The organism is Mycobacterium sp. NGS49, from assembly GCF_059812565.1.
In genome coordinates this window covers 217,349-242,691 of the sequence record NZ_JCALCX010000006.1, presented here as the reverse complement: position 1 = coordinate 242,691, position 25,343 = coordinate 217,349, and the positions used below count along the sequence as shown (strand labels likewise).

Genomic DNA, 25,343 nt, shown 5'->3' with positions numbered 1-25,343 from the left:
AACGCGTTGCGGCAAGACGATAGTTGTCAGAACCGCACTTCCCGAGGTCAGGTTCGCTACTGTTGACCTCGCGAAACAACCATCGCAGCGGAGGGGAAGCGTCAGCACATGCCTGAGGAACCCGACGGCGCGCCGGTAACGGGCGGGATAGCCGACGAACTGACCGCCGCCGGATTCGAGGACGCCCGACAGGTCGGTCGTGGCGGCGCCGGGGTGATCTATCGGTGCTACGAGACGGCGCTGGGACGAAACGTCGCGGTCAAGGTGTTGCCGTCATCCTTCGACGAGGAGAGCAGGGAGCGATTTCTGCGCGAGGGGTACGCGATGGGCGGGCTCTCCGGGCATCCGAACATCGTCCACATCCTTCGAGTGGGGATGACGGTCAGCAACCGGCCCTACATCGTGATGCCCTATCACCCCGCCGACTCCCTCGCGGTACGGCTGCGCCACGAGGGCCCGATCCCGTGGCCCGAGGCCCTGCGGATCGGCGTGAAACTGTGCGGGGCACTGGAAACCGCGCATCGCAACGGCACCCTGCACCGCGACATCAAACCGGCGAACGTCCTGATCAACGATTACGGTGAGCCGCAACTGAGCGACTTCGGCATCGCCCACATCGACGGCGGCTACGAGACGGCGACCGGGTTCTTCTCCGGCACCATCGACTACACGGCTCCCGAGGTGATGACCGGTAACCCCGCCACGGTGGTCGCTGACATCTACTCACTGGGCGCCACCATTTTCGCGCTCATCGCCGGCAATGCCGCGCACGAGCGCCGGAAGGGCGAGGACCTCATCGCCCAGTATCTGCGGATCAGCTCGACCGGGGTCCCGGATATGCGTCCGGACGGAATCCCGGATGCGGTGTGTTCGGCGATCGAACACGCGATGTCGATCGAGCCGGAGAAGCGACCGGCATCCGCCGAGGAGTTCGGCCGCGAGTTGCAGGCTGCGCAGCGCAACAACGGGCTCAAGCCCGATGCGATGGCCATCACCAGCACCGGAGACAACACCGGGCGTACGACGGTCATGGGGCCGGGTCTGTCGGGAACTCCGCCCGCGTCGACCGGGACGACACGAGGAGTTCAGCCGCCGGACCCCGGAGTGTCGAACACGCACGCCCCGACCCGGCACATCCGGCCACCAGAAGACCCGACCTCGGCGATCAGTCGGTCGATCCCGCCCGCAGGCGGCACCGCGGCCGCGGAGCCCGCCGTGGTGGAGGACCCTGCCGAAGCCGCGAGAATCCTGCGCAATGCGCACGCCACGCACACCCGAACGCAGGTTCCGCAAGGAGTCGAAGCCCCGCCGCCCGCCAAGGCCGGCGGCCTCCGAGGGCTGGCCGGAGCCGGGAGCAAGAAGAGTCGCCTGTTGATCGCCGGCGCCATCGCGGTGGTGCTGCTGCTGGTCGCCGGTGGCGTCTTGCTCGCGGTGTCGAAGGACAACAAGAGCACCACCGCAAGCAGTCAGCCGCGGACTCAGGCGCCGGTGCAGTGGAAACCGATCACCAATGCGCGCATCGCCCGTGACGCGGCGGCAACCACCCAGGACGACGGCACGGTTTGGATCTTTGGCGGCATCGGCAGCGACGGCAACGTCACCGCGCGCCACGAGGGATACGATCCCGCCATCGACGAATGGAAGGGCGGTGACAACCTCCCCGTTCCGGTCCAGCGCGCCATGGCGGTGACCTGGCAGGGCAACCCGGTGGTGCTGGGCGGCTGGAAGACCACCGACACCAAAACTGGTGCCACGGACCAGGTTTGGCGGGTGGTCAACAGCCGATGGGTGGAACTGCCACGTCTGTTGCAGCCCAGGGCGGCCGCGGCGGCAGCGGTGGTCGGCGACCGCATCATCGTTACCGGTGGCGTCGACGCCAACGGCGCGCTGCTCAACACGACCGAGATCTTCGACGGCACGTCCTGGACCCTCGGCGCCCCGTTGCCGACGCCGCGGCAGATGCTCGCTGCCGCCTCCAACGGCAAGTTGGTGTACGTGGTCGGCGGAGCCAGCGGAACCACCGACTCGGCCGCCGTCGAGGCTTACGACCCGGACGCGAAGGCGTGGACGACGTTGCCTCCGTTGCCGAGGCCCCGTAGCGATCTCGGGGTGGCCATCGCCGATGGCCGTCTGATCGCGGTCGGGGGCTTGTCCGGCGGAGAAGTCCTCAAGACCGTGTCGGTATTCGACTTGACGGCGAAGACCTGGGACGGATTGCCCGACATGTCGAGCGCGCGGCACGGGATGGCGGTCGCCGCGGTGGAGAAGACGGTGTACGCGATCGGGGGCGCCACCGGGCCCGGCGATCAGCAGGCAGTGTCGGCGGCCGAAGCGCTGACCCTGCCGGCGCGCAAGACCCAGCCCGCCGCGCAATGGCGCACCCTGCCGGATGCCAAGAGTCCCCGGCTGATGATGGCGTGGACGGTGGCCAACGACAAGATCTGGGTGATCAGCGGCCTCTACAACGGAACGGTGTTGACCACCGTCGAGAGTTACGACCCGCGCACCGGTGTATGGGAAACCGGGCCGCCGTTGCCCGTGGGACTGCACCATGCCGCGGCGGCAACCTACCGCGGCGAGGTGGTGGTGCTCGGCGGTACCACCGAGAACATCGCGGAGGCGTCCAACAAGGTATTCGCGTTGCGAGGCAACAACTGGGTGGAGTTGCCGAGCCTGACCCATCCGCGGGCCGCGCCGGGGGCAGCGGTGGTTGGTGACAAGCTCGTCGTGGTCGGTGGGCAGAATGCCAAGCAACTGGTGCCGCAGACCGAGGTCTTCGACGGCAACTCGTGGAAGGACTCGGCAGACATGCCGACGCCGCGGGAGCATCTTGCGACGGTGTCGGACGGCACCTACGTGTACACCGTCGGCGGCCGGTTCCTGTCGGCCGACAAGAACTCCGCGGCCTTCGAGCGGTACGACCCGCAAGCCGGGACCTGGACCAAGTTGGTCGACATGCCGACGCCGCGCGGAAGCTACGGCGCCACCTTCATCGACGGGCGGGTGGTGGCCATCGGCGGCGAAGAGCCGACGCAGGTGCTGGCTGTGGTCGAGGCTTATGACATCGCCGACGGCAAATGGTCGACGCTGCCGCCCATGCCGACCGCGCGCCACGGCGAGGCGGTCGCGGCTGTCGGCCACACGATCTATGTGATCGGCGGCGCAAACCGCCCTTCCCACGAGGGGGGCACCGCAACCGTCGAGGCGCTGGACTTCATGTAGCACGACTTCCTGTAGCAGGTAGCCCGCGTCCGGGCCGGTTTGTTTTGTCTGCGGCAAAGATGGGGATCCGTTTCACACAGGTGCAGCACAACTGCAAGCCGACCGAGCAACGGAGCTCATTATGAGTACCAGCAACATCGTCTGGATCGTCATAGCCGCGCTAGTCGTGATCGCGGTGATCGCCGGGTTGATCATCGTCGCCAACAGGTCAAAGCGCCGTCGGCAGATTCAAGAGGCGGAAACCATTCGCGAGCAGGCCAAAGTGGAAACCGCCCGGGTCGAACGGCGCGAAGCGCTGGCCCAGGAAACATCCGCGCGGGCGCGGGCCGCCCAGGCCGAGGCCGAGGCCAAGGCCGCCGAAGCCGCCCGCCTGCAGGATCGGGCGGCCGCGCATCAGAGCGAGGTAGCGTCCTCACGCGAGCAGCTGGACGAGCAATTGCGGCGTGCCGACGCGATCGACCCGACGACACGGGTCGAGAATGCCGAACCGTCCCGAGACGAGCTCACGCCCGAAGAGGCCTACGGCAAGGAATCCGACACTCCGAACGACCATTACCGCGGGGCGCGGGCCTAGTCCGCCCGCGGTTCGCATCCGCCCTGGGTTCACAACCGCCGCAACGCTTGCCGACACTGCACGGCAATCTGCTGCTCGCGCGCATACAGTAAACCGTAGGTGAAGCCGTTCTCCCCCGGCGTCGTTCCCGCCGTGACGGCCATCCGGCGCAGTACCTCATCGGCCACCATCGCATCCTGATGATCGCCGAGCACCGTTTGAATCCGCTTATAGCTGTTCGCTTGGCACGTCGCTCCAGCGGCTTCAGTAGCTCAGCGGCGTAGTGAGCGCGTTTCGACGCCTTGCGGGCACGGTGCAACATGCCCCGCACGCCCCGGGACGACGGGCGACTCGTCGCGCCAATCCCGCAACACCGCCATCAGAGCCAGGTACCGCTCGGATTCCTTCTCCTCGCTCACCCGGTTGCGGGCGGGAAGTTCAACGGCCCGAAGGTCATTGCGTATTCGCGCGCAGCTGCACCTGGCAGTCGCGGACTTCGCCCAGCAGGGCGGCGAACCATTTCAGTTCGCCGTCCATATCGCCGATCGCGGCACCGTCCAAGGCCTTGTCGAACACTCGCAGCATGCTGCGCAGCCGCCGGATAGCCACCCGGGTGTCATGGATGGGGTCGTCGCCGTTGCGCAAGCCGACAGTTCCGGCACCTACCTGGTCGATCTGCGAGATCAGATAGTCGACAACCGGGTCAACGGCCTGCACGCCGGGCATAGCTCAGGCATTTCCGCAATTGCGGCCGGCACAACCTCACCGGCCGGGTGCCTGTCCCGGGTCGAGCGGCCCCAGTGGCTCCGGACCGGTACGGCTACCGGTCTTGGGCCCGATGTCGGAGACCTGCCACCGCTCACCCGCCTTGTTGACCGTGACCTGCAGCAAGATGAGCGACAGCCGCGCTTTCGGGTTCTGCAGGTTTCGAGTGGTCTGGGCAGCAGAGACCACTACCTGATACACCTGTCCGGGCTGGGCTACCGCGTCGGTGGCGAGGACTTCACCGGACGACGTCACCTGCGCCTGCGTCATGATGCCCTTGAGCAGTTCGGTGGCGTTGACGTACTTTTCCTTCAACGTTTGCGACACACCGTCTTCGACCGCGCGGAAGAATGCGTCGGGGTCTTCGAAGGTGTAGGTCAGCGACTTCAGAGCGTAGTCCCTGCCCAGCTTGGCCGCGGCAGCGCGATCGGATTCCGATTGACGCAAGGCCGTCAGGTCACCCGCCACGGTGCGGTACTTGTCGAACCCGAACCACCCGGCGGCAACGACGGCGATGACGGCGAGCACCATCACCCAGGACCGTTTCTTGCGCAGCCGATCCGGTTGCGGCTCATCGGCTACCGCAACCACCTCGATCTGGTCGGCCGCAGTGTCGTCGATCAATGTGTCACTCACCGTTGTCCTTCCGGAACACTCACCTGCACGCGCACCTCGCCTGCATCGCTGAAAGTTGATTCCCACACGTCGACGAAATGCCCGGCGTCGACTTTGAATCCGCGCAGCGGCGCGGTCGCCGGCTCCAATGCCGCTGCGAAGGTACTCAACGGCCCCGACAGCATGTCGAGGTACCGCTTGAGGTTGGCCACCAGCGTGGGCACCGGCGCCCCCGGCGCGAACACCCCGTCCCCGGTGTGGGCGTACTCGTCGACTTCCTGAGTCAGCCGGGCCAACGCCAGGATCGAACTCGGTAACAGCCTGCCACTCCTGCTCAGCACGCCGCCGACGTTCTGGTCGCTGAGGTTGGTGGTCAGCGTCGCGAGATTGCCGAACAGGGTGGCGAGTACCTGTTTGTTCTCCCGTTCGGCGTTGGCGGCCGCACCCGCAGTGGCGGCCAGCGAGTCGATGGCGGCGTCATTGCCCGAAAACGCCTGCGACACACTGCTGACGATGTTGTTGACGTCGGTCGGGTTGAGCACCGAGAGCAAGGCATTGGCCTTGTTGAGCAGGTCGCTCACGGTGACGGCGGACGCCACCCGCTCGGCCGGGATCACGGTGCCGTCGCCGAAGTAGGGCGGGGCGATGTGTTTCGGCTTGAAGTCGATGTACTGCTCGCCGACCAGGGACAAGTTCTGAATGCTGATCGCACTGTCCGCGGGGATCGAATGTCCCCGGTCGAGGTCGATCGATACGTTCAATCCGCTCGGGGTGGTGCGGATTCCGGTGACCCTACCGACCTGGATGCCGCGCATGGTCACCTGTGAGGTCGGCATCAGACCACCGGAATCGTCCAACAGCAGCGTGAGCCGGGTGGGCCGGGCGGTCGGCTCGACCTTGAGCACTCCGAACGTGAGATAACCCGTGCCCAGCAGCGTCGTGACGACGAGAATCACCGCGGTGACGCGGGCATTGAACTTCATGGCAGCATCCCCATCGTCCGCATCGCGGCAATCGCCTCATCCGCCCGCGTACCGGGACTGACCGACGCGCTCAGCCGGGGACCACCGTTGCTGTAGAACGGGATCAGCTTGTCGCGGATCAGTGCGACCATCTTGTCGGCCATCGCGGGCACGGTGGTGTCGGACGACGCAATGGTCCGGACCGTCGGGGTGAGGTAGGACAGCATCTGCAGTAGGTCGGGCGTGTTCGGGACGAACAACTGTCCCCCGTAGCGGCCGAGATCCTGCGCACACACCAGCAAGTGGACGATGCCCGGCAGCACCGCCGTCATCGCCCGCAGCCGCACCGGGCCCTCGTTGATCAGGCGGTCGAAGGCCCCGGTATCGGCCAGCAACCCGTTGCTGACACGTGCTGTGCCGGCGAGGATTTCGTCCAGCCTGTCCTGGTTGGCCGCCAGATCGCGCAGCATGCCGGCCAGCTTCTGGCGCATCCGGTCCAGCTCGGCAGGATCTTTGGAGAACGCCTTGTTGAAGTTGGCCACCGATTCTTCCAGCGTGTTGAGCGAACCGCCGGACACCAGGGTGGACACCGAGCGCAGGATGTCCTCGACATTGTCGGCGGGGACCGTGTTGCGCAGCGGTATGGTGTCGCCGTCATGCAGGTGGGTGGCTGACGGGATCTCGGCCGGCAACAGCGCAATGTAGATGTCGCCCAGCACCGTTGCCTGACGCAACTCCGCCCGGGTGTTCTGCGGCAGCTTGACGTCCTGGTTCATGTCGACGTAGGCGACGGCCGTGGTGCCCACCAACTGGACCCGGTCCAAGACACCCACCTGGACGCCACCCAAATCCACCTTGGCCCTCGCCGGCAGGTTCAGCACACTCGAGAACTCGATCTTGACGGTGTACTTGTCGATCGGGATGTAGGCGCCCGGCACCGGCAAGCGGGTTGGATCGAGCGAACACCCGGCCAACAGGCACGCACACGCTGCCAAGAGCGCCGCAGTCCAACGCCGAATCATGATGCCGCCCCGAGCATCAGATCGGTCAGGCCCAGCGTGACCACATCGGAGGTGGCGCCGGGCGCGCAGGCCGCTTCAGCCCCCGGCACGTGCCGTTGCTGCAGCACGCTGCAGATGGTGGCGGCCTGCGACGGCGACATCGACACCTGCGGCGGAACATACGTGACGTGGTGCGAGCCCCAGGCCGGCTGATACTGCGACGCAACCCAATTGGTCACCGGCGGTAAAGCGTTGATGAAGCCGACGATCGCAGGGGTATAGGCGGTGAGGACATCCCTGAGCCAGGGGATCAGTTTGTCGCCGATGTTGTGGTAGGCCCGGGGCCCGAACCGGTTCAACGCATCGACCAACAGCGGCAGCGAGTGCGCCAGATGGGCCAGCGCCGAGCCGAATCCGTTCGACAGGCCCTCGATCATGCGCAGGCTCTCGGGCAGGGTTTGGAGCACCGCGGTGAAGGTGTCCCAATGTGCCAGCAGGTCAGAGGTGAGAATCTCGCTGTTGGCCAGCAGTTGCCGGTACTCGGCATCGGCATGCTCGGGGTCGCCGACCAGAGTGACCAAGTCGCGCAGGGTCTGGTTGGTCTGCGGTCCCGTGCCTTCCAGCGACTGACTCAGCGCTGCCAGACTCTGGTTGATCGCCTGCGCGCCGGGTGATTTCGCCGGATCCTGGGCGTCGCCCAGGATGGCGCCCGCCAGCTTGTCGACGGCAGAGAAGGTTTGGCTGACGCTGATGGGCGTCTTGGTGGACTCCAGCTTGATGCACTGCGCGCCGGAGAACTTGGGTCCGCCCGCATAGGGCCGGGTGAGCTCGACGTGCCGGTCGGCGACGATCGACTGCGAGTAGGTGAGTGCCCCGACATCGGCGGGCAACTCGAGGTCAGCGGGCACAGTGAAGTCCACTTGGACGTGGTCGGCCTTGTTGGCGATCGCCGTCACCGAACCGACGTCGATGCCCAGCAACTGCACCTTGTTGCCCGGATAAAGCCCGACGGCGTCGCTGAATTCGGCGCACAGCGTCCTGTTCGCGGGCGTCATCGCCCTGGCGCCGGTTACCGCGAGCGCGACGATTCCGGCGACCGCGGCAAACACCACGGCACCGATCCAGGTGGCGTTCTTCTTCATATCAGCACTGCTTCACCATGTTGGGCAGGCAAACGGGCGGGGCGGGTACCACCCGGTTGCTCTGGTCCACGACCACACCGTGTCCCTGCAGCATCGGCAGCAGGACGTTGACGATCTGGGTAAGGCCCTCACTGGCCTTGCCGACCCGTTCGGGGTGTGCCACCAGCGCCGTGACGATGTCGTCGATGCCGTTGACCGACGGTGCCAGTTCGCGGTTGTAAAAGACCATTACGCGGTCGATGATGCCGGTCAACTCCCCCAGCAGCGTGAAGAACTCGATGATGTCGACGGACTTGGTGGTGTAGCGCTGCCCGACCAGGGCGAACTGCTCGATCAAAGCTGTCAGTTGTCGACGTCCCGAAGCGAACGCGCTACTGGCGTCGTTGACGAAGTCGAGGCCGCGGTGGAAGTCGCCGCTCATCCTGTTCAGCGATCCGGTCAACTCGTGGGCGGACTGCAGAATCTCACGCAGTGCGTTGGGATATTTGTTGGTGGCCGTTGCGAGTTCGGTGAAGGTGTCGTGGATGACCTGGCCGTTGACATCTCGCAGGAACGGCGTCACCGTCTGGATGATGTCGTTGCCCTCGAACGGCGTCTTCACCCGCTGCGGCGGAATCACATTGTGGCGCAACGGTACAGCGCCACGGGGGTCGAGAGCGACATAGTGGCCGCCCAGTGGGGTCAGCAGCCGGATGTCCAGCGTCGACTCGGACCCGATCGCCACCGAGCGGTCGACGTCGAACGTCACCTCGACGAGCGTCCGATTCAACCGGACTGCGGTCACCTTGCCGACCGGGACACCCGCAACACGGATCTCGTCGCCGGCGCGCACCCCACCGGAGGTGGACGAGTGCGCGGTGTAGCTCGCCTGCCCCGCCGGTTTGACGTAAGCCAGTCCGGTGGTGACCAAGGCGACCACGATGGCAAAGACGCCCACAATGCCAAGCCGGCGATTGCGTACCGCCTCACCGCGATCGTCGAGCGCGCGACGGTTCCTCAAAATCCCGAAGCTCACCGGCACACCACCAAACCCTGTTGGGCGAAGGACACTTCGCCGATACCGGGCAGGCGCACCTCGCCGTGGGTGCAGGCGAATGCCGGCCGCTCGTCGTCGACCAGAGAGTCGCGCAGCCCTTGGATCAGGGTGGGGGTCAGGGACAGCCCGGCGATGACCGTGGGTGTCTGGGGGAACAGTCGGGTGGTCAGGCCGTACAGAGGTGAGGTCGATGCGTCGAAGCCGCCTTCGGCGGTTTGCAGCACCCGAACCAGGCTGCGCATCATCGGCAACTCGATGTCGATCGAGGTACGGAACTCCTCGGCTTTGGACGTGAATGTGGCCAGCGCATCGCCGAGTGCATTGATGAGATTGAACAACTGTTCCGATTTGCCGCCGAGGTCGTGCGACAATTCGCTGAGGTTGTGCAGCAGCTGGGTGATGACGGCCTGGCGGTTGACGGCATACTTGGCGATGACATCGAGATCGCGCAGCACCGGACCGATTCCGGTGTCGTCACCCTGGATCAATCGGAGCAGGTTCTCGCCGAACTGGTTGAGCTGGCTCGCGTCGAGTGTCTGGAACACCGGTCGAAAGCCGTTGAACAGTTTGGTGATATCGAAGGAAGGTACGGTCTGACCCACCGGGATGGTGGAACCGGCCGGCAGTCGCTCGCCCGCCCCGGACGGCTGGACCAGTTCCACATAGCGCTGGCCCAACAGGTTCTGATAGCGGACGGCGGCAATGGTGTTGCGGTAGACCGGATGCTGGTTGAGTGCGCTGAAGTCGACCCTGGCGGTGCGGCCGTCGAGCTTGATGCCCTCGACCTTGCCGACCTGCACGCCGGAGATGCGGACGTCGTTGCCCACGTCCAGGCCGGAGACGTCGGTGAACGTTGCCGTGTAGTGCGAGACCGGGCCGTTGACCGGGCTGCGCAGCGCGGTGAGCAGCAGGATCGCGCACACCAGCGCCACCGCGGTGAACACCGTCAGCCAGAACACCGGTTTGGCAAGCTTTTTCATCGCCCGCGCCCACCGTCCAGGGTTACTTCGGTGCGTAGCCGGACCTGTCCGTCCACCACCGTCAGGGCACCGTCCGCGCGGTCGATCAGGCCCGCCAGTCGGTCGTAGGCGGGTGCCAGGCTGCCGGCGGCGAACGACGCCGGTACGCCGACGTTCATGATCGCGTTCACAAATTGGGCGATCCAGGTGTTGTGCTGGGCGGAGATCTGACCGACATCGATCAGCAGTTGGCCGGTCTGCGCAAAGACCAGGTTGGTTCGCTCGATACCGCCGGGCCCCACCAGCGGGGTCAGCCCGTCGAGCAGGTTGGTGCTCAGCCCGACCACCGGAAGCGCGTCGCCCAGGCCGCTCACGAAAGATGCCAGCACCGAAAGCGATTGGGCCACCGGCATGGTGTCGGTGTCGGCGATGATCTTCGCGAGATCCGATCCGGCCCGGGCCAGGGGCTCGACGACGTCGGCGTGCCGGCGCAGTACTTCGATGACGTGGTCGAAGTCGGCGGTGTCGAAACTGCGACTGAGCTTCTGGCCCTGGCGCAGCAGCCCGGTGATCGATGCCGCCTGCACGTCAGCGCTCATCACCAGCGTCTGATTGGGCCGCAGCGGTGGCCCGTGGCCGTTGCTGACGAGTTCGACTGCGGCGGTGCCGAATACGTTCGACGACGTGAAGCGTGCCTCGGTGTCGGTGGTCAGGGCCCCGGCCTGGCGCGGGTCGAGCACCACCGTCATCCGCTGCCTGTTGTAGCCGACCGATTCCAGTTCCTTCACCGAACCGATGGCCAGGCCGTGAAACTTGACCTCGGCGCCGGGCGCCAGGCCTTCACCTATCGTGTTGGCGATCACGGTCAGCTTGAACGACCCGTCGAAGGCCCCCTGGGCCGTCTGGCAGAGCGCCATACCCGTCAGCACCAGCACGATCGCAACGATCAGGCCGCGAATCCTCAAGGTGGTTAAGGTCGCCCGCCGTGCGAAGAGACTGCGAATCATCATGTGCTACCCCGACAACCGCAGGCCCGGATTGTTGCCCCAGAACACCAGAGTGAGCACCATGTCGGCGACGACGACGGAGATCAGGCTGGCCCGGATGGCACGACCGGAGGCTGCACCGACGCCCTCGGGACCACCGGCCGCGTAATAGCCCTCATAGCAGTGGATCGCCACGATCAGCAGGACGAAGATCGCCGACTTGATCACCGAGAGCACCACGTCGGAGGGCTGGATGAACGCGTCGAAGTAGTGCGAGTAGGTGCCCGATGACTGCCGGTGCACCACGTTGACCACCAGCGAGCAGAACAGGTAGCTCAGCACCAACGACATCAGGTAGAGCGGGACGATCGTGATGACGCCGGCGATGACGCGCGGGGTCACGACATAGGGCATCGACGAAATGCCCTGCACCTCAAGGGCATCGATCTCTTCAGAGATCCGCATGGCACCGATCTCGGCGGTCATCCGGGTGCCCGCCTGCGCGCCGAACCCGATCGCCGCGATCATCGGCGCCATCTCCCGGGTGTTGGCGTAGGCGGAGATGAACCCGGTCAACGGGCCCATCCCGACCATGTCCAGCGCGGCATAGCCTTCGATGCCGACCGATGCCCCGATCGCCGCGCCCATGAACACCAGCACACCCACGGTTCCGCCGCCGACGATCAAAGATCCGTTGCCCCATATCATGTCGACCAGGATCGCCCCGGTGTGTCGCCGGTAGCGGGTAACGGTCCGCGGGATCGCACCGAAGGCCAGGACCAGGAAGCTGGCCTGATGCCCCAGCCTCTCGAAGAACCACAGGCCCCGGCCGGCCGCGCTCAGCGGCACCCGCAGCGCGGTGGCGATGCCGCGCGGCCGGTACCGGGACGGGGCCGCCGTGTACCCGGCCATCAGCCCACCTTCGTCGGCATCAGTGTGGTGACCAGTTCGGTGATCACCAGGTTGAGCAGAAACACCGCGACCACGCCGAGTACGACGGAGGCGTTGACCGCGTCGGCCACCCCGCGCGGACCGCCCCTGGCCTCGAGCCCGCGCTGGCAGGCGATCAGCGTGACGATCACGCCGAAGAGCCAGGTCTTGAGCAGCGCGACGACGAGATCGGCTGTGGTGGCGAAGGATCCGAACGAGGCGATGTAGCTGCCCGGGGTGCCGGACTGGAAGCCCACGTTGATCACATAGCCGGCGGACAGCCCCATGAAGATGATGAAGACGCACAGCAGGGGTGCCACCAGGATCATCGCCGCCAACCGCGGGGTGACCAGCCGTTGCACCGGGTCGATGCCCATCACCCGCAGCGCGTCGACCTCGTCGCGAATGCTGCGTGCGCCCAGATCGGTGGTGACCGCCGCACCCGCCGCACCACCCAACAGCAGCGCGGCAACGATCGGGGCGGCCTGCCGGATGACACCCAGGCCGCCGGCCGCACCGGAGATCGACGTCGCACCGACCTGCTGAATGACGCTGCCCACCTGAACCGCGACGATGACCCCGAACGGGATGGAGATCAGCAGCGCCGGAATCGCGGTGACGCTGACGATGAATGACGCTTGGTGCAGTGTGTCCCGCCACGGGTGGCGCAACCGGACCAGGTCGGTGAGCAGATAGATCACGGACTGGACAGTCAGTTCGAAGAAGCGGCCGAGGGTCTGAAGCGAGTGGTCGGCCTTCTGCACTACCCGCTGCGCCCGCCGCGCGAGTCCGGTCGCGATTCCGTGCGCCGGTGCGCTACGGCGTGGCTCCGGCGACACGTCGGCCATGGCCGTCGGCGCCACCACATCGATCGCCGGATTCACTGGACCGCGTCCCTCCGCGCGCCGTCCGCAGCAGGGTAGGCAGACGAATTCGACATGACGGTTCCCCGATTCACATGGGAGTTGGCCCTTGGGACTTCTGACTCGCGCTGTCAGTGAGTTCGCAGAGTACAACACGTTCCGTTATTTAAGCGAGGCCTGATCGTTATTTTTTTCGGCCACTGCGATGTGCTGTACAAGCCGTTGACATTTGGTGCCGGATATCAAATGTAAAGTCTTTTTACGCGGTGCCTTTCATTCGCCGGTAAATGCCTATGAGTCAAGCTCGGCAAGATTCTCGATAAATTTTGGAAGAACCGTGGTATGGCCGCCGCCGGCGGGTTTAGGCTGCGCTACACCTTTACCCATTCCTGAAACCGGTCCCCGACCTTGGAGGTTGCCGTCATGGTGAAAACGGCCATTAAAACCGCCGCAACCCTGGCCGCATCGCCGGCCGCACTCCGCGACGAGTACGACGTCGTGATCCTCGGCTCCGGCTACGGCGGCGCGATCACCGCCGCGCGACTCGGGGTGGCCAACGCGCGAGCGGGCGGCAAGCTGCGCATCGCTGTGTTCGAGCGCGGCGCCGAGCACCCGACCGGCACCTTTCCGGAGACCGAGAAGGCCGCGGCGGCCGAACTGCGGTCGCCACTCAACCCGCTGGGACTGATAGAGCTCGAACGGTTCAAGACCATCGACGTCATCCACGCCAACGGGCTGGGCGGGACCTCGCTGATCAACTTCAACGTCGCGATCGTGCCGGACCGCGAGGTGTTCCTGGCGTCGTGGCCGAAGGAGTTCCAGCGACTGCTCGAACAGCGGCGCGACGGCCACCCAGCCCTGGGGGGTCTCGAGGAGTACTACGGGAGGGCTCGGCGCATGCTCGGCGCGGTGCCTTATGCCGAGAACGTGCCGCTGCGCCGGGTCGACGCATTCACCCAGATCGCCAAGAATGCCGGCGCCCAGCTACAACTCCTCGACATCACCGTCAGCACCGAGGACCGCGTCACCAAGTACGGCGTGCAACGCCGACGCTGCCCCAACCACGGCGGCGACGGAACCGGTGACAACACCGGCTCGAAGAACACCCTGATGACCAACTATCTGCCGATGGCCGCACACTTCGGTGTCGAACTGTTCGCCGGAATCGAGGCACAACGCGTCGAACCGACCGATGACGGCCGGTGGCGCGTCATCACCCGTCGCACCGGCGACAAGGGCAGCCGGGAAAGCGCGATCATCACACGGCGAGTGGTGGTGTCGGCGGGCACCATGGGCAGCAACGGGATCCTGCTGCGCTCGAGTCGGGCCGGCCTGCAACTGTCGACCCGGCTCGGCAAGAACTTCAGCGGCAACGGCGACAACTTCGGCATCGCCTACAACACCGACATGCGGACCGACACCCAGACCTGGGCCACCACCGACGGACCGCCACGCTCACTGCTGGCCTGCGGACCGAGCATCACCGCGGCGATGCGCTTCGGCGCCGACCAGTCCGACCTGCGCAAGCGATTCACGGTGCAGGACCTGTCGCTGCCCCGCGCGCTGATCGACAGCTTCCGGTTCGGCCTGATGGGGCTGGCCGCGACCAGCTACCGCGACTACCGAACGGCCAAGCTCGACCGGTGGCGCCGCGACATCACGTTCAACACCGACGGCGCGATGAATCACTCGCTCGGCTTCCTGATCATGGTCCATGACAACTCCGACGGCGAGCTGGTGCTCCGCAAGAACGGCGGCGTCAATATCGACTGGCCCGGGGCTCCCACCGAGCTCGTCTATAAGGACGTTGACGCCGTCATGCGCCCGGCCGTCGAGGCTATCGGCGGCACCTACATCAAGAACCCGCGCTGGGACAAGCGGTTTCTGGGCAAGCACCTGATCACCGCGCACCCGATGGGCGGCTGCACCACCGCCGACAATGTCGACGCGGGCGTGGTGGACCATGCCGGGCGGGTGTTCCGGCCGGACGGCGGCACCTACGACGGCTTGTACGTGTGCGACGCGTCGGTGATCCCGCGCGCCATCGGGGTCAACCCGTTCCTGACCATTTCGATGTTCGCCGAGCGGGCGGCCGAGCAGATGCGCGAGGAGCTGGGCCTGCCCGGTTATGACCCGGCCGTCGAAGGCGACGACCGGGCCTGACCCCCGAGCTCAGTTACGCAGGGCGAAGAAGCCGATCATCTCGTAGCGGTTGCGCGGCAGCCGGAACAGGATCTTGCCCAGATACGTGCCGGGAACCACCTCGACCAGCTCGTCGCGGATGCTGCGGATGATGACGGACGGGTTCTCCTTGACGTCGGCATAGTCGATGACCATCACCTGCACGTCCGGGTCCAGCTTCCCTGCATCCCGGTAGGTCTTGAAGTCGAAGGCCAGCTTGCCGTCGGCGGCGTCCTTCATCTTGTAAAGCGGCCACAGCAGCTTGGACGGAAGTTTGGAGTTGGAGGTCATCCGGTTGTCGCCGGTGGCGGCCGCCAGATCGAACCGCTTGCCCTGCCACGGCATCCACAAGCCGGTGACGAACCGGGCCGCGGCGTCGACGACCTGATTCGTGGTGGTCATCACGAGGATGCCGTCGGTCGGTCCGTCGAGGTCGCCCGGCGGTGTGCCGTTGCGGAAGATGGCGTCGAGTTCAGCCTCGGCGGCCGCACTGTTCGACTTCGCCTGTTCTTTCAACTCGACGATCCATTGCCAGGCCTCTTCTGCCGCCGCCCGCTTGCGTAGTTCCGAGACCCGATATTCGGCCGATTCGATTGACATTCTTCATATCCTTTTCTGTGATCGGGCCCCATGGCTCATCCAGGCGGAGCGCAATGGCCCAGATGTTAACGCCGTCACCACTGAATTGGAATAACTTTTTGCAATAGACGAATTCGTCTCAATTGCGGCGCTTATCGTCTTGAATGTCGACAAATTCGACGCGCGATCAGTCTTTTTCCTGTCCGCGTAAAACCTATTGACACCGGGCCTACAGCCAGGTGTCGTCGGTGGTGGTTGTCAAGAATGCTTCCAAGTCGTCGCGCCAACGAGCCGGGGTGGTTTTGTCCGGCTCGATGCCGGTGTAGGAGCCGCGGTAGAACAGCAGCGGGCGCGGCTTGATCTTGGGTACCTCGGACAGCGAGTTGACCGCACCGAAAACCACGAAATGGTCACCGCCGTCGTGCACCGACGCCACGGTGCAGTCGATGTAAGCCAGCGACCCCTCGATGATCGGGGAACCGAGTTCTGAAGGGCGCCAGTCAATTCCGGCGAACTTGTCGGGCTCCCTAGAGCCGAATCGGGCCGAGACGTGCTGCTGCGCCTCGGTGAGCACGTTGACGCAGAACCGGCCGCTGGCCTCGATCGCCTGCCAGGACCGCGAAACCTTGGTGGGGCAGAACAGCACCAGCGGCGGATCCAGTGACAGCGCCGCAAAGGACTGGCAGGCGAAGCCGATGGGCACGTCGTCGAGCACGGTGGTGATGATGGTGATCCCCGTGCAGAACTGACCCAGCACCGAGCGGAATGTGCGCGGGTCGATCGGCGCAGCAGTCATCCCTCGAGGTTAGCCACGCATGCCGACGGAAAAGTCGTGGCCCCACAGGCTCACGGCGGTGCTCTCCCGGGCGACCCAGTCGTCGTCCTGGACTTTCCTGCCCTCACAACCGAATTCGATGTCGAAGCCGCCGGGCGTCTTCATGTAGAAGGACAGCATCAGGTCGTTGACATGCCTGCCCAGCGTGGCCGACATCGGCACCTTGCGACGCAGCGCGCGGTCCAGGCACAGGCCGACGTCGTCAGAGTTCTCCACCTCGACCATCAGGTGCACGATGCCCGACGGGGTCGGCATCGGCAGGAAGGCCAACGAGTGGTGGCGGGGGTTGCACCCGAAGAAGCGCAGCCAGGCCGGAGCCCCGTCGGCGGGCCGGCCGACCACCTGCGGTGGCATCCGCATCGAGTCGCGCAGTCTGAATCCCAGCACGTCGCGGTAGAAGTGCAGCGCCTCGGCGTCGTCGCGGGTGGTCAGCACCACGTGACCGAGGCCCTGTTCCTCGGTGACGAACTTGTGCCCGTACGGGCTGACGACGCGACGGTGTTCCAGGGCGGCACCGTGGAAGACGGCCAGCGGGTTGCCGGACGGGTCGCTGAACAGAATCATCTCGTCGACGCGGCGCTCTGCCAGTTCGGCGGCGGTGGCTTCCTTATATGGGGTGCCCTCTACCTCCAGCCGGTTCCGAATCTCTTGCAGTCCTGCGGCGTTCGCGCATTCCCAACCGGCTTCGGCCAACCGGTCCTGCTCGCCGGGCACGATCACCAGTCGGGCCGGGAAGTCGTCCATCCGAAGATAGAGCGCACCTTCGACCGTGCCTTTACCCTCGACCATGCCGAGCACCTTCAGGCCGTAGTCGCGCCAAGCGGCCATGTCGGTGGCCTCGATGCGCAGATAGCCCAAAGACCGAATGCTCATCTCGCACCTCCTAAGAAATCGATCGTCAACCTGTTGAACTCGTCGAACTTCTCCACCTGCGCCCAATGTCCACATTGCCCGAAAACGTGCAACTGGGCCCGCGGGATGGTTTTCAGCGCCACCAGGGCACCGTCCAGTGGGTTGACCCGGTCCTCGCGGCCCCAGATCAGCAGCACCGGCTGGCGCAGTTTGTACACCTCGCGCCACATCATGCCGAGCTCGAAGTCGGCTCCGGAGAACGACATTCCCATCGCTCGGGTCGCCTGCAGCGATTCCGGCGTGCTGGCCAGCTCGAAGCGCTGGTCGATCAATTCCGGGGTGATCAACTTCTGGTCGTAGACCATGACCCGCAGGAACGCCTCCAGGTTCTCCCGGGTGGGATCCATGGAGAACTTGCCCAGCCGCTTCACGCCTTCGGTGGGGTCGGGCGCGAACAGGTTGACGCTCAGCCCGCCGGGCCCCATCAGCACCAGCTTGCCGGCCCGGTCGGGATAGTCCAGCGCGAACCGCACCGCGGTGCCCCCGCCCAGCGAATTGCCCACCAGCGGAACGCGTCCCAGCTCCAGCTGGTCGAACAACCCGTGCAGCGCCCTGGCCGCGTATCGGTTGAACTGCGCGTGCTCGGCGCGCTTGTCGGAGTGGCCGTAACCCGGCTGGTCGACCGCCAGCACGTGGAATTGCCGGGACAGCACCGCGATGTTGCGCGAGAAGTTCGACCAACTCGAAGCGCCGGGCCCGCCGCCGTGCAGCAGCACCACCGTCTGGTCGTTACCTGCTCCCGCTTCGTGATAGTGCAGCTTCAGCGGTCCGTCGACGTCGACCTCCGCATAGCGGGAAGTGGACTCGAATGTGAGTTCTTCGGTCGCGGTCATCACACCATGGTGTCGCCGGGCGGCAACCCGAACTCGTTGTTACCGAAAATCACATAGGCGCGCTCGGGATCGTTGGCCGCGTGCACCCGCCCCGCATGCGCATCACGCCAAAAGCGTTGCACCGGGGCATCACTGGCCAACGCGGTGGCACCGGAGGCCTCGAACAGCCGGTCAATCGAAGCGATCGCGCGGCCGGTGGCACGCACCTGGTCGCGGCGCGCGCGGGCGCGCAACTCGAACGGGATCTCCTTGCCTGCCGACAGCAACGCGTACTCGTCGGCGACGTTGCCGCTCAGCTGCCGCCACGCCGCGTCGATGTCACTGGCCGCCTCGGCGATCCGCACCTTGGCGAACGGGTCGTCCTTGGCCTTCTCGCCGGCGAACGCGGCGCGCACCCGCTTGCCCTGGTGCTCCACGTGCGCGTCGTACGCGCCATAGGCCATGCCCACGATCGGCGCCGAAATGGTAGTGGGATGCATTGTGCCCCAAGGCATTTTGTATACCGGAGCGGTGTTCGTCCGGTAGCCGCCGGCGCTGCCGTCGTTCATCGCCTTGTAGGACAGGAACCGATGCCGGGGCACGAAGACGTCCTTGACGACGACGGTGTTACTGCCGGTGCCTTTCAGACCGACCACATGCCAGACGTCGTCGATGCGGTACTCGCTGCGGGGAATAAGGAAGCTGCCGAAGTCGACCGGGCGGCCGTCCTTGATGACCGGTCCGCCGAGGAAGGCCCAGGTGGCATGGTCGCAGCCGGATGACCAGTTCCACGACCCGTTGACCAGGTAGCCGCCGTCCACCACGACACCGGCGCCCATCGGCGCGTACGACGACGAGATGCGAGTCCTGGTGTCCTCGCCCCAGACCTCTTCCTGTGCCTGCTGGTCGAACAGCGCCAGGTGCCAGTTGTGCACACCGAGGATCGAGCTCACCCAACCGGTGGAACCGCAGGCGCTGGCCAGTCGCCGCACCGCCTCGTAGAACAGCGCGGGGTCACACTGCAGGCCCCCCCACTGCTCGGGTTGCAGCAGCGTGAAGAAGCCGACGTCGTCCAGTTCCTGGACCGTCTCGTCGAGCAGGCGGCGCCGATCCTCCGTGGCCTGAGCGCGCTCCCGAATCCGCGGCAGCAGATCATCGATGGCAGCTAGGACCGCTTGCGCATCACGCTGTTGAATGGTGGTCACTGACGTATGCCTCCTGGGAGTGCTGACTTACAGAAAGACTAGAACACGTTCCGATTTGTGTCGAGCAGGGTAATCCTGCGGCTGGTAGAGATGCCAATCGGGTTTTCTATAACATGTTCTAGTTGAGACCGAAGGAAGGAAGCGCCTTGACGGAGGCGGACCTGGGCGAAGCGCCCGACGAGCCGCTCGGCGACCATGTGTTGGAGCTGCAGATCGCCGAGGTGGTAGCCGAAACCGACGATGCGCGGTCGCTGGTGTTCGCCGTACCGGACGGACCGGGCGATCCGGCGGTCCCGCCCGAGCGGCTGCGTTATGCGCCCGGTCAGTTCCTGACGCTGCGGGTGCCCAGCGACCGCACCGGCTCGGTGGCGCGGTGCTACTCGCTGTGCAGTTCGCCGTTCACCGACGACGCGCTGACGGTGACGGTGAAGCGCACCGCGGACGGATACGCGTCCAACTGGCTGTGCGACAACGCCCACCCGGGCATGCGGGTCCATCTGCTCGCGCCGTCGGGGACGTTCGTACCCAAGACGCTGGACGACGACTTTCTCTTACTGGCCGCCGGCAGCGGCATCACCCCGATCATGTCCATCTGCAAGTCGGCGCTGTCCGAAGGCAGCGGGCAGGTGACGCTCCTCTACGCCAACCGCGACGACCGCTCGGTCATCTTCCGGGACGCGCTCAAGGAGCTGGCCGGGAAGTATCCGGACCGGCTCACCGTGGTGCACTGGCTGGAGTCGTTGCAGGGGCTGCCGAGCGCGGCCGCGCTGGCCGCGCTGGCTGCGCCGTTCACCGGCCGCCCGGTCTTCATCTGCGGTCCCGGGCCGTTCATGGAGGCGGCGAGGGTTGCCCTGGAGACGCTGAAAGTGCCCGCGAGGCAAGTACACATCGAGGTGTTCAAGTCGCTGGACTCAGACCCGTTCGCGGCCGTGACGATCGAGGAGGACGGCGATGGCGACGCGCCGGCCACCGCGGTGGTGGAGCTGGACGGCGAAACCCACACCGTGTCCTGGCCGCGCAGCGCCAAGCTGCTCGACGTGCTGCTGGCCAAAGGCCTCGATGCCCCGTTCTCCTGCCGGGAGGGCCACTGCGGCGCCTGCGCCTGCACGCTGCGCAGCGGCAAAGTCAGCATGGAGGTCAATGACGTGCTCGAACAGCAGGATCTCGACGACGGGCTGATCCTGGCCTGTCAATCTCACCCGGAATCTGATTCGGTAGAAGTGACCTACGACGAGTAGTCGAACAACCGTGGGTGGGAAGGGGAGCCGAATGAAGCGGCTGATACCCGGTCTGGCACTGGCCGGGCTGATAGTGACGTTGGCTCCCACTCCGGTGGCGGCCGCCGCCAGCAATACCGCCACCACGCTGTTTCCCGTCGACGACGCGACCCAGATCGAGACCCACAGCTTCGTCGATTGCCATGGCAACGGCAGCTGCGACTTCGTCGCCGGGTCGAACCTGCGCACGCCCGACGGCCCCGCCGGCTTCCCGCCGGGTTTGTGGGCACGGCAAACCACCGAGATCCGGTCCAACAGCCGGGTGGCATACCTGGATGCGCACGCCACCAGCCAGTTCGAGCGGGTCATGAAGTCGGGTGGCACCGACGTGATCACCACCGTGTATTTCGGTGAAGGGCCGCCGGACAAGTACCAGACCACCGGTGTCATCGACTCGACGAGCTGGGCGACGGGCCAGCCGATGACCAATGTGATGGTCTACGTCTGCACCCACATGCAGGTGGTCTACCCGGGCGTCAACCTCACCTCGCCCAGCACCTGCGCGCAGACGAACTTCTCGTAGGACCTTCACAGGCCAGCCCGCCAGCGCACGTTTGCCATCCCGTCGCCAACCCCGTGCGACGAGCGCTCGACCGACTCGTTCAACAACATCCTCGGGCGTGTCCTCGCTGATGACGCGCACCACGATCCAACCGAGTTCGGCGAGCTTGCGCAGCCGCTTCTGGTCCCAGGCGTACCGCCGGCGGGAGGTCCGATGTTCGTCACCGTCGTATTCGGCCGCCACACCGAACTCCGGCCAGCCCATGTCCAGCACCGCCAGGGTGTGGTAGTCGACGACGATCGGGATCTGGGTCACCGGTCTTGGAAACCCGGCATCGACCAACCGCAGGCGCAGTTCGGTCTCCTTCGGAGATGCGGCGCCACCGTCGACGAGTTCGATGACGGTCCTCAACCTCCGGGCGCCGCGGGCTGCCGGATATCGCTCCGCCAACGCGAACACAGGCCCAGGGGAGAACCGCGTCGCGCGCATCAATGCGTCCAGCCGAGCTACCGCCTGATTCCGCGGCAGCAGACGACCCAAGTCGTATGCGGTTCGCACTAGACCGGTCACGGGCAGGCCCGTTATACGAGCGACTTCGTCATCCGCCAGCGTCAGATCACGCGTAACGATGCCGACAGGCGAACGAGTACGGGAACACACCACGTCGATTGAGTGACTGTCGTCAACCCACTGCGCACCGTGCAACGCCGAGGCCGCGACACCTGCTACGACTCCTCGCCGACCTGACCACAACCATGCCGCCTGGGCCCGTTGGCGCAGCGACAGCTGTTGTCCCGCTTCGGTATACACGCCGGGGAAGACCGATCGATACCAGCGCCGCAGCTCGTATCGCGTGACCTCTCCCCGCGCGATCGCCTCACTGCCCCTGAACACGTTTGCGGACATGGTTGCGATAATGGCCCTCGCGTCCGACAACCCCATCCGGACTGCATATCCGCAGCGAAAGTCCGAGTAAAGCCCGCCAGATTTACCGGCTCGGCGAAGAGCAGCCGCTGAAGACCTCAGCGCGGCAACCCCAGCAGCCGCTCGGCCGCCACCGTGAGCAGGATCTGCTCGGTGCCGCCCGCGATGGTGAGGCAGCGAGTGTTGAGGAAGTCGAACACCGCGCGGTTGTCCACCAGGCCGCCGCCTTCGGACACGTCCATGGTGAACTCGGCCAGCTCTTGCCGGTAACGCACGCCGATCAGTTTGCGCACGCTCGACTGCGCGCCGGGGTCCTTCCCCCCCAAGGCCAGGACGGCTATGCGCTGATCGAGCAGCGCACCCGCCTGCGCCAACAGGATCAGCCTGGCCAGCCGGTCCTGTTGGGCGGCGTCGAGATCCAGCTCCGCCAGGACCTTGAGCAGCCCTTCCATCGGGTTGCCCAGGGCGGTTCCGGTGGCCATCGCGATCCGCTCGTTGGCCAGCGTGGTGCGGGCCAGCTTCCACCCGTCGTTGACCGCCCCGACGACCATCTCGTCGGGAACGAACACGTTGTCCAGGAAGACCTCGTTGAACAGCGAGTGCCCGGTGATCTCCCGGAGTGGGCGAATCTCGATGCCGGGCGACTTCATGTCGACCAGGAAGTACGTGATGCCCTTGTGTTTCGGCGCGTCGGGGTCCGTCCTCGCAAGGCACACCCCCCAAGCGGCCTTCTGGGCGGCCGACGTCCAGACCTTCTGGCCGGTGAGCAGCCAACCACCGTCTGCGCGCACCGCCTTGGTGCGCAGCGACGCCAGGTCCGAACCGGCACCCGGCTCGGAAAACAGCTGACACCACAGAAAGTCACCGCGCAGGGTGGCCGGCACGAATCGCTCGATCTGCTCCGGTGTGCCGTGCTCGAGGATCGTCGGCGCCGCCCACCAGCCGATCACCAGGTCGGGCCGCTCGACGCCGGCCGCGGCCATCTCCTCGTCGATCAGCAGTTGTTCGGCGGGTCCCGCACCGCGACCGTAGGGGGCCGGCCAGTGCGGCGCCTGCAAGCCAGTCTCAGCAAGGGCCAGTTGGCGCTTTTCGGCCGGCAGCGCAGCCACTTCGGCGACCCCGGCGGCGATCGCCGCCCGCTGCCCCTCGACTCCACTGAGGTCGACGGACAACTTGCGGCGGACACCGCCTTGCGTCAGCGCCGCCACCCGGCGCAACCAGTACTCGGGACCGCCAAGAAAGCGGCTGATGCTGTGGGCGCGACGCAGGTAGAGATGCGCATCGTGCTCCCAGGTGCAGCCGATCCCGCCGAGCACCTGGATGCAGTCCTTGACGTTGGCTTTGGCCGCGGCGATTCCGATGCCGGCCGCCGCTGCCGCCGCGATGGCGAATTGCTGAGCATCCGATTCCGAAGCGGCACGAGCGGCGTCGGCGGCCGCCACCTCAGCCTGCTCGGCACGGCACAGCATCTCCGCGCAGATGTGCTTGATGGCCTGGAAGCTGCCGATGGGCTTGCCGAACTGCTCGCGGACCTTGGCGTAGGCGACGGCGGTTTCCAGGGCATAACGGGTGATGCCGGCCGATTCGGCGGCCAGCACGGTAGCCGCCAGATCGTGCAGACCGGGCGCCTCCACCACCATGGCCGCCACCGAAGTCAGCACCACCCGGGCCAGCGGCCGGGAGAAGTCGGCGGCCGACAACGGTTCCAGCGTCACCCCGTCGGCGTCCAGGTCGACCAGCAGCCACTTCCCGTCGGCCGGGGCCAGCAGGATGCCACCGGTCGCGGCGCCCAGCGCCCACGGCAGCGTGCCCGAAACCGTCTGCCCATCGACGGCCACGTCACCCTCGAGTGCCAGCGCACCGAAGCGTTGACCGGACATCAGCGCGCCCAACAGGTCAGGATCGGTCACGACGAGGGTCGCGAGCGCGGTCGTGGCAACCGGTCCCGGTACCAGCGCCTTGGCGGCCTCCTCCACCATGGCGCACAGGTCGCCGATGCTGCCGCCGGCGCCCCCGTCGTCCTCCGCGACCGCGACACCGAAGAGCCCGAGGTCGGCCAGGCCGTTGAATACCGGCCGCCAGGCATCGGGGTCGCCCTGCTCGATGGCGCGCGCCGCCGCGCTCGCGATCTCGCCCGACGCGGCGCCGCGGGCCCAATCGCGTACCAGTTCGCGGGCCGCGAATTGTTCATCGGTGACGGTGGCTACCACCAGCAGTCCTCCCCGTCGGCGAATTCACACACCAAGATATCTTTCCTCCACACTAGAACGTGTTCTAATAGTGGAAACGATCAGCCGTCAAGTTGACGGTTATCTCGCCAGTACACGACGTTGGCCCGGCACCAGGGAGGTGGGAGATTTACGCGAAGAATGCGTATCGTTTGCGACCGAATCGCCCGCACGGAGCACTGCCTGGCAAGTGTCGCCCGACGGCCGACAGCGCGAGGCGGTGAACGTGGCGGTACTGGCTGAATCCGAGCTGGGCTCGGAAGCACAACGCGAGCGTCGCAAGCGCATTCTGGACGCCACCATGGCCATCGCGTCCAAGGGCGGATACGAGGCGGTGCAGATGCGGGCCGTGGCCGATCGGGCCGACGTGGCGGTGGGGACGCTTTATCGGTATTTCCCGTCGAAGGTGCACCTCCTGGTGTCGGCGCTGGGCCGGGAATTCAGCCGCATCGACGCCAAGACCGACCGGTCCGCGGTGGCCGGCGGCACGCCGTTTCAGCGGCTGAACTTCATGGTGGGCAAGCTCAACCGCGCCATGCAGCGCAACCCGCTGCTGACCGAGGCGATGACGCGTGCATACGTGTTCGCCGACGCATCGGCGGCCAGCGAAGTGGATCAGGTCGAGAAGCTGATCGACAGCATGTTCGCACGCGCCATGAGCGACGGCGAGCCGACCGAGGATCAGTACCACATTGCACGGGTGATCTCGGACGTGTGGCTGTCCAACCTGCTGGCCTGGCTTACTCGTCGCGCCTCGGCCACCGACGTGAGCAAGCGACTGGATCTGGCCGTGCGCCTGCTGATCGGCGATCACGAGAACTGCTAGTCGCGATCCCAAGAGCGGCCGTAGGCCG

23 protein-coding genes and 1 pseudogene are annotated in these 25,343 nt (G+C 66.0%); 6 read left to right on the top strand and 18 right to left on the bottom strand.

Features of this window, described 5'->3' with window-relative positions; all coding sequences use genetic code 11:
* Positions 1–108: 108 nt before the first annotated feature.
* Positions 109–3,222 (top strand): Kelch repeat-containing protein, encoded by a 3,114-nt coding sequence (locus AC5Y7D_RS08705; protein ID WP_499923119.1) that lies wholly within the window; start codon positions 109–111, stop codon positions 3,220–3,222.
* 121 nt (positions 3,223–3,343) lie between these two features.
* Positions 3,344–3,796, top strand: a complete 453-nt coding sequence (locus tag AC5Y7D_RS08700; protein WP_499923116.1) for a hypothetical protein — start codon at positions 3,344–3,346, stop codon at positions 3,794–3,796.
* A 29-nt stretch (positions 3,797–3,825) separates the two neighbouring features.
* Here AC5Y7D_RS08700 and AC5Y7D_RS08695 read toward each other — a convergent pair whose 3' ends face one another.
* The 11 genes from AC5Y7D_RS08695 to AC5Y7D_RS08645 form a co-directional block, all read right to left on the bottom strand.
* Positions 3,826–3,990 carry a hypothetical protein gene (locus tag AC5Y7D_RS08695; RefSeq protein WP_499923114.1) on the bottom strand — a complete coding sequence of 55 codons (165 nt, stop codon included), beginning with the start codon at positions 3,988–3,990 and terminating at the stop codon, positions 3,826–3,828.
* Positions 3,991–4,228: 238 nt separating this feature from the next.
* The gene (locus AC5Y7D_RS08690; RefSeq protein WP_499923112.1) at positions 4,229–4,501 is read right to left on the bottom strand and encodes a CHAD domain-containing protein; all 273 of its coding nucleotides are present in this window, start codon (positions 4,499–4,501) and stop codon (positions 4,229–4,231) included.
* A gap of 36 nt (positions 4,502–4,537) precedes the next feature.
* Positions 4,538–5,176, bottom strand: a complete 639-nt coding sequence (locus tag AC5Y7D_RS08685) for a hypothetical protein (protein WP_499923109.1) — start codon at positions 5,174–5,176, stop codon at positions 4,538–4,540.
* A complete protein-coding gene (locus tag AC5Y7D_RS08680) occupies positions 5,173–6,138 on the bottom strand; it encodes an MlaD family protein (protein ID WP_499923105.1) in 966 nt (321 codons plus the stop codon). The genes AC5Y7D_RS08685 and AC5Y7D_RS08680 overlap by 4 nt, the downstream gene beginning before the upstream one ends.
* Complete coding sequence (locus AC5Y7D_RS08675; RefSeq protein ID WP_499923102.1) at positions 6,135–7,139, bottom strand: MlaD family protein; 1,005 nt, start codon at positions 7,137–7,139, stop codon at positions 6,135–6,137. The genes AC5Y7D_RS08680 and AC5Y7D_RS08675 overlap by 4 nt, the downstream gene beginning before the upstream one ends.
* Positions 7,136–8,260 carry an MCE family protein gene (locus AC5Y7D_RS08670; RefSeq protein ID WP_499923100.1) on the bottom strand — a complete coding sequence of 375 codons (1,125 nt, stop codon included), beginning with the start codon at positions 8,258–8,260 and terminating at the stop codon, positions 7,136–7,138. Before AC5Y7D_RS08670 ends, AC5Y7D_RS08675 begins: the two co-directional genes overlap by 4 nt.
* Position 8,261: 1 nt before the next feature.
* Positions 8,262–9,275: an MlaD family protein gene (locus AC5Y7D_RS08665; RefSeq protein ID WP_499923097.1), complete on the bottom strand. Its 1,014-nt coding sequence runs from the start codon at positions 9,273–9,275 to the stop codon at positions 8,262–8,264.
* Entirely contained in the window at positions 9,272–10,276 is a 1,005-nt protein-coding gene (locus AC5Y7D_RS08660) for an MlaD family protein (protein WP_499923093.1), read from the bottom strand. The genes AC5Y7D_RS08665 and AC5Y7D_RS08660 overlap by 4 nt, the downstream gene beginning before the upstream one ends.
* Positions 10,273–11,220 (bottom strand): MlaD family protein, encoded by a 948-nt coding sequence (locus AC5Y7D_RS08655; protein WP_499923090.1) that lies wholly within the window; start codon positions 11,218–11,220, stop codon positions 10,273–10,275. The genes AC5Y7D_RS08660 and AC5Y7D_RS08655 overlap by 4 nt, the downstream gene beginning before the upstream one ends.
* Before the next feature lie 48 nt (positions 11,221–11,268).
* Complete coding sequence (locus AC5Y7D_RS08650) at positions 11,269–12,153, bottom strand: MlaE family ABC transporter permease (RefSeq protein WP_499923087.1); 885 nt, start codon at positions 12,151–12,153, stop codon at positions 11,269–11,271.
* Positions 12,153–13,019 (bottom strand): MlaE family ABC transporter permease, encoded by an 867-nt coding sequence (locus AC5Y7D_RS08645; protein ID WP_499923227.1) that lies wholly within the window; start codon positions 13,017–13,019, stop codon positions 12,153–12,155. The genes AC5Y7D_RS08650 and AC5Y7D_RS08645 overlap by 1 nt, the downstream gene beginning before the upstream one ends.
* A 438-nt stretch (positions 13,020–13,457) precedes the next feature.
* Here AC5Y7D_RS08645 and AC5Y7D_RS08640 point away from each other — a divergent pair, with 438 nt between their 5' ends.
* Complete coding sequence (locus AC5Y7D_RS08640) at positions 13,458–15,197, top strand: GMC oxidoreductase (protein ID WP_499923085.1); 1,740 nt, start codon at positions 13,458–13,460, stop codon at positions 15,195–15,197.
* Between the two features lie 9 nt (positions 15,198–15,206).
* On the opposite strand, the gene AC5Y7D_RS08635 is transcribed toward AC5Y7D_RS08640, so the two are convergent.
* From AC5Y7D_RS08635 to hsaA, 5 genes are all read right to left on the bottom strand, one after another.
* Positions 15,207–15,815, bottom strand: coding sequence for a hypothetical protein (locus tag AC5Y7D_RS08635; protein ID WP_499923083.1), 609 nt, complete (start codon positions 15,813–15,815; stop codon positions 15,207–15,209).
* Positions 15,816–16,023: 208 nt separating this feature from the next.
* Positions 16,024–16,590 carry a 3-hydroxy-9,10-secoandrosta-1,3,5(10)-triene-9,17-dione monooxygenase reductase subunit gene (gene hsaB / locus AC5Y7D_RS08630; RefSeq protein WP_499923082.1) on the bottom strand — a complete coding sequence of 189 codons (567 nt, stop codon included), beginning with the start codon at positions 16,588–16,590 and terminating at the stop codon, positions 16,024–16,026.
* 9 nt (positions 16,591–16,599) lie between these two features.
* On the bottom strand, positions 16,600–17,502 hold the full coding sequence (hsaC, locus tag AC5Y7D_RS08625; protein ID WP_499923081.1) for an iron-dependent extradiol dioxygenase HsaC: 903 nt from the start codon (positions 17,500–17,502) through the stop codon (positions 16,600–16,602).
* Entirely contained in the window at positions 17,499–18,374 is an 876-nt protein-coding gene (gene hsaD / locus AC5Y7D_RS08620; protein WP_499923080.1) for a 4,5:9,10-diseco-3-hydroxy-5,9,17-trioxoandrosta-1(10),2-diene-4-oate hydrolase, read from the bottom strand. Before hsaD ends, hsaC begins: the two co-directional genes overlap by 4 nt.
* Positions 18,374–19,558 (bottom strand): 3-hydroxy-9,10-secoandrosta-1,3,5(10)-triene-9,17-dione monooxygenase oxygenase subunit, encoded by a 1,185-nt coding sequence (gene hsaA, locus AC5Y7D_RS08615; RefSeq protein ID WP_499923079.1) that lies wholly within the window; start codon positions 19,556–19,558, stop codon positions 18,374–18,376. The genes hsaD and hsaA overlap by 1 nt, the downstream gene beginning before the upstream one ends.
* Before the next feature lie 146 nt (positions 19,559–19,704).
* Here hsaA and AC5Y7D_RS08610 point away from each other — a divergent pair, with 146 nt between their 5' ends.
* Together AC5Y7D_RS08610 and AC5Y7D_RS08605 are read left to right on the top strand one after the other, a co-directional pair.
* On the top strand, positions 19,705–20,796 hold the full coding sequence (locus tag AC5Y7D_RS08610) for a 2Fe-2S iron-sulfur cluster-binding protein (protein WP_499923078.1): 1,092 nt from the start codon (positions 19,705–19,707) through the stop codon (positions 20,794–20,796).
* Positions 20,797–20,827: 31 nt separating this feature from the next.
* Positions 20,828–21,358 (top strand): hypothetical protein, encoded by a 531-nt coding sequence (locus AC5Y7D_RS08605; protein ID WP_499923077.1) that lies wholly within the window; start codon positions 20,828–20,830, stop codon positions 21,356–21,358.
* 42 nt (positions 21,359–21,400) lie between these two features.
* Here the strand turns inward: AC5Y7D_RS08605 and AC5Y7D_RS08600 are convergent.
* Both AC5Y7D_RS08600 and AC5Y7D_RS08595 read right to left on the bottom strand, forming a co-directional pair.
* Positions 21,401–22,279, bottom strand: a pseudogene (locus tag AC5Y7D_RS08600) (hypothetical protein); the annotation flags it as partial.
* 80 nt (positions 22,280–22,359) lie between these two features.
* The gene (locus AC5Y7D_RS08595) at positions 22,360–24,471 is read right to left on the bottom strand and encodes an acyl-CoA dehydrogenase family protein (RefSeq protein WP_499923076.1); all 2,112 of its coding nucleotides are present in this window, start codon (positions 24,469–24,471) and stop codon (positions 22,360–22,362) included.
* 244 nt (positions 24,472–24,715) lie between these two features.
* Between AC5Y7D_RS08595 and kstR the strand changes: the two genes are divergently transcribed.
* Positions 24,716–25,315: a cholesterol catabolism transcriptional regulator KstR gene (gene kstR, locus AC5Y7D_RS08590; protein ID WP_463828576.1), complete on the top strand. Its 600-nt coding sequence runs from the start codon at positions 24,716–24,718 to the stop codon at positions 25,313–25,315.
* Positions 25,316–25,343 lie beyond the last annotated feature (28 nt).